This is a genomic window from Arthrospira sp. PCC 8006 (assembly GCF_046480465.1).
Taxonomy (GTDB): Bacteria; Cyanobacteriota; Cyanobacteriia; order Cyanobacteriales; family Microcoleaceae; genus Limnospira; species Limnospira platensis.
This window is the reverse complement of sequence record NZ_PKGG01000226.1, coordinates 1-8,172: the sequence shown is the minus strand read 5'-3', so window position 1 is coordinate 8,172 and position 8,172 is coordinate 1. Positions and strand designations below refer to the sequence as shown.

Annotated in this window: 4 protein-coding genes and 2 pseudogenes; 3 read left to right on the top strand and 3 right to left on the bottom strand. The window is 44.0% G+C overall.

Annotated elements, in window-relative coordinates; genetic code table 11:
* Positions 1 to 208 (top strand): annotated as a pseudogene (locus tag B9T16_RS23030) (transposase); the annotation flags it as partial.
* Between the two features lie 589 nt (positions 209 to 797).
* Positions 798 to 1,097: pseudogene (locus B9T16_RS23025) on the top strand (response regulator); the annotation flags it as partial.
* Here B9T16_RS23025 and B9T16_RS23020 read toward each other — a convergent pair.
* The 3 genes from B9T16_RS23020 to B9T16_RS23010 form a co-directional block, all read right to left on the bottom strand.
* On the bottom strand, positions 1,087 to 5,229 hold the full coding sequence (locus tag B9T16_RS23020; protein ID WP_410245874.1) for a diguanylate cyclase: 4,143 nt from the start codon (positions 5,227 to 5,229) through the stop codon (positions 1,087 to 1,089). The pseudogene B9T16_RS23025 and the gene B9T16_RS23020 overlap by 11 nt on opposite strands.
* A gap of 144 nt (positions 5,230 to 5,373) precedes the next feature.
* Complete coding sequence (locus tag B9T16_RS23015) at positions 5,374 to 6,315, bottom strand: lysylphosphatidylglycerol synthase domain-containing protein (RefSeq protein ID WP_014275373.1); 942 nt, start codon at positions 6,313 to 6,315, stop codon at positions 5,374 to 5,376.
* Positions 6,312 to 7,091, bottom strand: coding sequence for a C40 family peptidase (locus B9T16_RS23010; RefSeq protein WP_410245873.1), 780 nt, complete (start codon positions 7,089 to 7,091; stop codon positions 6,312 to 6,314). The genes B9T16_RS23015 and B9T16_RS23010 overlap by 4 nt, the downstream gene beginning before the upstream one ends.
* A gap of 34 nt (positions 7,092 to 7,125) precedes the next feature.
* Between B9T16_RS23010 and B9T16_RS23005 the strand changes: the two genes are divergently transcribed.
* On the top strand, positions 7,126 to 8,085 hold the full coding sequence (locus tag B9T16_RS23005; RefSeq protein ID WP_014275375.1) for a serine hydrolase: 960 nt from the start codon (positions 7,126 to 7,128) through the stop codon (positions 8,083 to 8,085).
* Positions 8,086 to 8,172 lie beyond the last annotated feature (87 nt).

Sequence of the window (8,172 nt, the reverse complement as noted above, 5' to 3'; positions counted from 1 at the left end):
GACAATGCAACGTTTCATAAAGGGGGACGGATTCCTGAGCTAGTGGAGGCGGCTCAATGCCGTTTGCTCTATCTACCACCTTATTCGCCAGACCTCAACAAGATAGAGAAATGTTGGTCGTGGTTGAAAGCCCGCATTCGCCATTGCACGTGAGCAGTTTGATTCTCTCGATGATGCCATGGATTCCGTTATAAAAGCTGCGTCCTAACCACCTTGACCAATGCTATATGACCTTGAGTTCCCTGCCTTGTTTGGGGGTTCAATCCAAACGTTGGGACGTATAAACAGTTATGGRGAATGGTTCGAGGCTCCGACCTCTTATCCAGACTCGGGGCTGGCTTCCCCACTAGGAGGTGATTTCAGGCATAACAGCCTTATTTGGTCTCCTCAACATTTCGCACTCTCTACTCATTGTTATCATGGGGTCATAACTTCCCATTCAAAACAGTTTGTTTTATGACCTTGAGTTCCCTGCCTTGTTTGGAGAGGTTGAGTTCCAAACGTCGGGACATATAAACAGTTATGGGGATGGTCAGAGACGAGCCTCTTATATCCAGACTCGGGGCTGGATTCCCCACAGGGTGGTTATTTCAGGCATCTCAGCCTTATTTCATACCCGAATCGTCCGATACGAGGCAGCAAGACGTATAGCCTTACCTTTCCACCCCATGAAGGGAAAGCCATCGCTTAATCCAAAGATTGGCTGACTGTTCTCAAACAGGGGAAACAACAACCCAACAACAAACCGCCCACCCTGTAGGGGCGGGTGCTGAGATACGCCGCGCAAAAAACCAGCCAACTTTTTCTGTGATATTGAAATGCCTCGTATGGACGGCTTGGAACTTCTCTCCGGAATGCAGAAAGACCCACAACTCGAAGGTCTACCTATTGCTATGTTAACTTCTAGGGGGGGGGCTGACAGACACCGCCAGATGGCTTATCAATTAGGCGCGAGAGGCTATTTTACTAAGCCTGCGCCTGTACGATGAACTGGAGCCGCGGGGCGAATGTTACGCGCGTACTTTGTGGGAAACCGGCGATCGCTAAAGCATAATTTAGGGGCGGGTTGCCGTAAGTTTCTCATGATTATGGAATAATCACAACCCGGTTGCGTCCGTCTGCTTTGGCGCGGTAGAGAGCAGCATCAGCCGCCTGGATTAGGTCTATACCTATACTACCATGCTTGGGAAAGGCTGCCACACCGAAGGAGGCGGTGATACTGCCTAAATGTTGACCACCACTGGCTACTACAAGGGAGGCGATCGCCTCTCTAATTTGTTCAGCCCTCATGGAAGTATTTTCTAGGGAAGACCCCGGCAAAATTAGGGTCATTTCTTCACCCCCATAGCGACAAGCAACATCATATTCTCGCACCTTCTGTTTCAGCAGTTCTCCCACTTTTTGTAATACATAATCCCCCGCATCATGACCGAATGTATCATTAAAATGCTTAAAATTGTCTATATCCATCATGATGACCCCAATGGGGTGCTTTTGCCGTTGGGCTCGGGCTATTTCCTGACTCAAATATTCCTCTAAATAGCGACGATTAAAAAGTCCGGTGAGAGGGTCACGGATGCTCTGATGTTCCAGAGTGGCGCGGAGGTTTAAATTGGCGATCGCCATCCCTATCTGTTCCGCCACCGTACTCGCCGCCTGCTGTTTTGCCTCAGATAAAGCCGTCGCCGAATCTGTACTTAGATAAAACAAACCCAAAGTCTCTCCCTGAGCCATCATCGGAACACACAATGTGCAAGAGAGGGTAGAACTTACCTGAATATGTCGGCAAGAAATACCCCCTTTTTCATGATTACATAAATGTACCCTTCCCCGGCGCAAAGCCCAACAATCTTTCGGCACAAAAACCGAGACTGAGGTGCATTCTTTTCCCCAAGAAGAAATCATTTCCAGCGAGTCCCGGGAAGCCGCCATCAAAAAAATTCCGCCAGCACATTCTGGGAAAAGGGGTTCTAGCAAATAGCTAATCGCTTCACAGGCTTCTTGTACAGTCAAAGCCGCCTGCATAAAGTCGCTAATTTCACTCAAAAGCAACATTTCTGCATGGCGTTGATCTAGTTCATTGATCCGATTATTCAATTGTTCGTTTGCTAGACTTAGGGCTTTTTCCGATTGTTTAATTCCGGTGATATCACGGAAAGTCACCGCGAAACCATCCCCTAATTTGACCGAAATATTTTCAAACCAAAAGTCAATGCCATACTGGTTATAATAAAACTCTTTTTTCACGGATTTTTCCGATTCTACCACTTCCACATAGTGTTCAAATAAGCCACTTTCTTGATACTCTGGCAATTCCTCCAGTAACCTTTTCCCAATTAACTCATCTGCTGATTTACCGACTACTTTACCAGCGCTAGGATTCACCAATAACCATTCAAAATCAATAATCTTACCCTGTTCATTCCGAACCGAACGAAACGCCATAATCCCATATTCGGAACTATTCAGAATCCCACTAAGCTGCATTTCCGAAGTTTTTAAGGCTTCTTGAATACTCACCAGTTGACTAATATCAGTTAATAAGCTAATAGCCCCCACAAAGTTACCTTGGTTATCTAACTGATGCGTAGTAGAAACGATCGCCCACAAAGCCGTCCCATCTCGGCGTTGAAATTTACAGGTATGCTGTTCCTGGATACCTTGCTTTCTCCTTTCGAGGTAGTTTTGGGTTTGAAGTTGCTCTGAGGAGTTCAAGAAGTCTATCAACCCCATACCTATCATTTCCGATGGAGTATAACCCAGCATATCTGCCATTCGTTGATTCACAAAGGTAGTTTTAGCATCCCCATCAATTATCCATACCCCCTCTAGGGTAGTTTCAATAATGCGGCGATAACGCGCCTCGCTTTCTTGTAGTGCAATTTCCGACTTTTTGCGATCGCTAATATCAATATGACAGCCTACCATCCTCATAGCATTACCATCATCGTCCCACTCAATCACCTGTCCAGAACACACCACCCAAACCGTCGAACCATTTTTGTGGCGATATCGAACTTCGTTGTAGTAGGGGATTTTACCACGACTTTTTATATGTTTTTCAAAACAGTCTAATACTCCCGGCAAATCTTCTGGAAAAAGCAGGTTTTGCCAACTTTCGGGGGAGTTGGGCAGTTCGTGATCCTCATAGCCAAACATACGCTTAAAGCCCGGACTAAGGTATTCTGTATTGCCGGAAATATCCCAATCCCAATATCCGGCTAGGATGATATCTAAAATATTATCTAATAGTTTCACTTCTCGGCTAATAGATTCAGCCTGTTGTCGCATATCTTCCGCGCGGATATGTTCCTGTTCTAATTTTTTTTGTAGGGTGATATCTTGGATAGTCCCATCAGAAAAAATTGGCTGATTATTATCGTCATAAAGGGTCTCGCAATATTCTTGTGCATACTTAATTCTACCATCATTTAGTAAAATGCGGTAACTAATACTATAGGACTGGCGATCGCATAGATGTTGGTTATACATATCATTTACTAAATCGCGATCTTCTGGATGTACAAAGCTGAGAAATTCATCGTGGGTATAGCTAAAATTTTCTGGTTCAATTTCAAAGAACGCAAACACCTCGTCTGACCATAATAATCTCTGGGTTTTGTGATCAAGTTGCCAAGTACCAAGTCCCGCTATTTTTTGGGCTTTCCGCAGTTTCGTTTCCGTGGTTCTTAATTCTGCCTCTATCCGGGTTTTTTCCTGTAATTCAATCTGTAACTGTTGATGGTTAGTGGCTTGTTGAAGCCCGATAGCTAATTGTACAGATAAGGCTCGTAGTAGTTCGATTTCTTCGGCTTTCCATTGCCGTGGATGTTCACTTTCAGTTACATTAAGCAGCCCCCAAAGTTGTTCACCACACAGCAGAGGTAGTATAATTTTAGCGCGGGTATGAAGCCGGATCAGCATCTCTCGGTGACAGTCCGTCATTTCTGTAGTATAAATATCCGAAACTACCCTAATCTTTCCTTGGCGATAAATCTCCGCCTGGCTTTGCTTAAAACAGGTATCTGCGATGCGTTCTCCTATCAAAGAAACCGGCGAATTAGTAGACTCTGCTACCACTACCGTTTCCCAATCATCGCCAAACCGCCAAATATTAACGCGATCGCATTTTAGCACCTGTCGCACTTGCTCAACCGTAGTATCTAAAATCGTCTGTAAATCTAGGGATGAGCGAATTTTAGTAGCCAATTCTGAGATTAACTTTTCCCCTTCAGCCCGCTTCCTTAATTCAGCAGTCCGCTGTTTAACCTGTGATTCTAATTCAGCCGCCCGATTTTGTAGAAGTTTGAATTTTTCCGATTCTAGCCGCGAGACTTTCTCCTCTAGCACCTCCGCCAATTTGTATAATTCCAACGGATTAAAACATTGCAGTAAACTGGTTTGCGTGACAATTCCTAATAGTTCTCCCCTTTCTCCCGTGACTATCCCCCGACCGATTCGGCGCTGTTCCATTAGTTGCTGAACTTGCCATAAATTCTCCTCTAGTCTAATCGTAAATAAAGGGGAACTCATCATATTTGAAGCCCGGATATTTTCCCAGTTTAAACCCAAGGATTGAAACTGCAATAAATCTCTCTCCGTCAAAATTCCGAGGGGAATTTGCATAGCATGATCAGCATCACCCTGAGTTTCCGCAATCACCACACAACTAACCCGTCTTTCCGACATTAACCGGGCTATTTCTAACATTGTCTGATCACAGTTAGCAGATACAACATTGCGGGTCATCACTTCCGAGACTAACCGCAACCGCAATAAGTCAATGGGGCGCATCAATTTTCGCAGACTCTCATGGGTAACCAGTCCCACTAAGCGATCGCTATCATCAACTATAGGTAAATGTCGAATCCGGTGCTTTTGTAGTAAGTTAATAATAGTGAGTGAATCCGTAAGTTCTGATTCCCGTAAAGTAATGACAGATGGAGTCATTACCTCCTCAATTAGTAACTGTCCCAGATTTTGCTGTTGGGCGGCTAGACCCACAATATCGCGCTGTGTAAGGATACCAACCACCATTAGGTCTTGCAACACTATCACACAAGTTGATCGGGCTTCTAGGTCCGGTTCTGACTCGGATATTGATATATTATCAGTCATCTGACACTGAAGGCGGACACCACTCATACACGCGATCGCTTCCATGACAGTTAAATCACCTGATACTATCAAAGGATCTCGAATTATGGCTGATTTTACTTCTGGTTGCATAGCTGATATCAATAAAATTTCACTGGTGAATATATTTTTATCTAATCAAGACACAAACCTGACGAGAGTTGGGCTTATCCGATTATATAATATTTAGGGGTAGATTGCCATCAGCATTTATAAGCAACCCATAACCAGAGCAATTTACCTTGAGTTTCTAGCTTTTTCATCCCCAGCCGCCCAAGCCGCCGCCGCTGTTTCCGCCGTAATACTAACTACCCTATAAAAGGCGATCGTCCCCAATAAAATACCTGGTGCAATTGAACTTTCTAATAATCCTAAAACCGTAGCTTCAAACACTCCCAAACCTCCGGGAGCCCCCGGAACCACCAACCCCAATAACCAGGCCAAACTAAAAGCACCAAAAACCCTCGGCACTTCCAGCCAATTAAAATAACCCATAGCCAGCAGAGTTAGAATAAACCCAATTCCCCGTAATCCCACAAATACCAACTCTCCTAAAAACGGCTTAATCGGATAGCGTTGTAGTTGTATAGTATCCGTGTATTTATCTTTAAAATCACTAAAATTTTCCGACCTTAATTTAACTCTACCCAACCACCCTAAAACCGGATTTAAAAGCCGAGGATGAACAGCAGCCAAAACCACAATTAAACATAAAATCTGCAACCATAAATGAGCAGATTCGAGAGTGATTAAAGCTATAAACAAAGCTGCTGCCGCCATCAATAAAGGCTCCAACAAAACACTTAAAGTAGCTATACCTAAAGCTATTCCCGCATTTTTAGTAGCTACAATACGCCCATAAAAATGCCAAATATTACCAGGAATATACTTAGCGATGTTAGTCTTTAAATAAATCTGGATACCCCGGCGAAAATCAATCCCTTTATCCCCCCCATATTTCAACTCTGTTAAAATCCATAACCACACCCAGGCAGACCATATATGAGCCAGAAAAGTGACCACCCAAGCCACAGCTAAATATCCCCAACTTTTGCCAGTAATTTGCAGTGCTGCCACCTCTCGCCAGTGGTTTTTAATAGCCGTAGCCAGGAAAAATAAAGTAATGCCCAAAATCAGCCAACGTAACCAAGGTTTACACCGAGATATATAGGATTTCAAAACTTAACCCTCAGTCGATTAAACCTGCCAAAAGCATCAAAAGGATAGCTAGAGACTACCCGACCGGCACCGATAAAATGTTCCGCATAATATTTACTAACGGGATTATTGGCGTGCCACAAATCATCATAACCAATACCATTATTACCATGTTCTGGCCCCGAACTATGTATATATTTACCATCACCCAAATAAAGGCCGACATGAGTAGTTTTAGATGATGTCCCAAAAAAAACTAAATCCCCTGGCTTCATTTCCCAGATAACTGGTGGTATAGGTTGAACAAACCCCTGTTGTTGATAAGCGTCTCGCGGTAGCCAAATACCCTGCCCAGAAAAAGCAGCTTGTATCAAACCCGAACAATCATAATTTGGCCCTAGCGTCCCTCCCCATAGGTAAGTATTACCAATTTTGGCAGCTTCGTGACAAAATGCGATCGCCTTATTTATACCCTGGTTAATCTTTTGGGGTGATATAATTGTCCGGGGTAATGGTAATGGTGAGTTTAGCAAATGTTCAACATCCCCCGCCGCCAACCAACCTGGGTAATCATCCTCCCACAGTTGCACAGGTATAGCTAACATATCCTCAGCAGTGTTAACCTCAAATACGCGCAGGTGTCGTCCAGTCGCCGCCTGAGTTGCCAGAGTCCTACACTCAGGAGAATCATAAATATTCAGATCACCTTTGCATTTATACTCAACTGGGAGTAGTTTTAATGGCACCGTAGTAGGGGAAAGCTGCCCCAAAATATCCGATAATCCGTCAATGACCATATTTGTCACCAATATTTAAAACTAATTTCCTGTTATGGCATTTTTCCATCCCGACCCAAAGATACAAACTCTTGGCACAGGTATTATAGAGGCAACCCGGAGTAAATTTCCAGCACTAAGCGCCAATCAAATAGCCATGACCTGGGTAATTTATGACCCCCCAGTTTCTGTAAATACCGGAGGCGCACTTACACCCGAAGAATTTTGGAAATATCCCGTTAGGGGGTTTGCATATCGGGGAATTGAACGCATTTATCCAGCCAGTGTAGTTAAATTATTTTACTTGGTCGCTGTATACGAGTGGGTGGAAAAGAGGATGTTGCAAATCTCTCCAGAGTTAGAACGTGCCATTAAAGACATGATTGCACATTCTAGCAATGATGCTACCAGTTTAGTCGTGGATGTGTTAACTGGAACCACCAGCGGCCCCGAATTATCACCTGGTCCCTTCGAGACTTGGAAATATCAACGAAATATCATTAATCGCTATTTTCAATCCCTGAATTGGCCGGAACTTGAATCAATTAATGTTAACCAAAAAACCTGGGGTGATGGTGCTTATGGTAGAGAAAGGGCTTTTTTAGGGGAACTGATGGAAAACCGTAATATGCTGACAACTAATGCCACCGCTAGGCTAATACATAGCATTGTCGGAGGCGTAGCAGCATCTTCGGAAGCATCTCAAACAATGATGCAATTGATGCACAGAAATCTTGACCCGGTAGCCTTAGCAGAAGACCCCGAAAATCAGGTTACGGAATTTTTCGGGGAGGGACTACCTGAGAATGCTAAGTTATGGTCAAAAGCCGGCTGGACTTCTCAAGTTAGACATGATGCAGCTTATATTGAAATTCCCGATTTGCCACCTTATTTATTAGTAGTTTTTACCGAGGGCAAATCCCAAAGTAAAAACCCGGAGATTTTACCCTATATTTCTCAATTGGTGGTAGCTGCTATGAGAGACAGTATAGGCGACTTCCTACCGCCAGCCTGAATTTAACCATAGGGTGCGTCAAACCCACCAGTGGTGCGTCAGGCCTCAACATCTCAGGTTAAAATTATGATTTATCTATCTGACGCA

What these genes read in the sequence shown, in the direction of transcription:
- B9T16_RS23020 (WP_410245874.1), bottom strand. Translation starts at nt 5,229, where the DNA reads ATGCAACCAGAAGTAAAATCAGCCATAATTCGAGATCCTTTGATAGTA.
- B9T16_RS23010 (WP_410245873.1), bottom strand. Translation starts at nt 7,091, where the DNA reads ATGGTCATTGACGGATTATCGGATATTTTGGGGCAGCTTTCCCCTACT.
- B9T16_RS23005 (WP_014275375.1), top strand. Translation starts at nt 7,126, where the DNA reads ATGGCATTTTTCCATCCCGACCCAAAGATACAAACTCTTGGCACAGGT.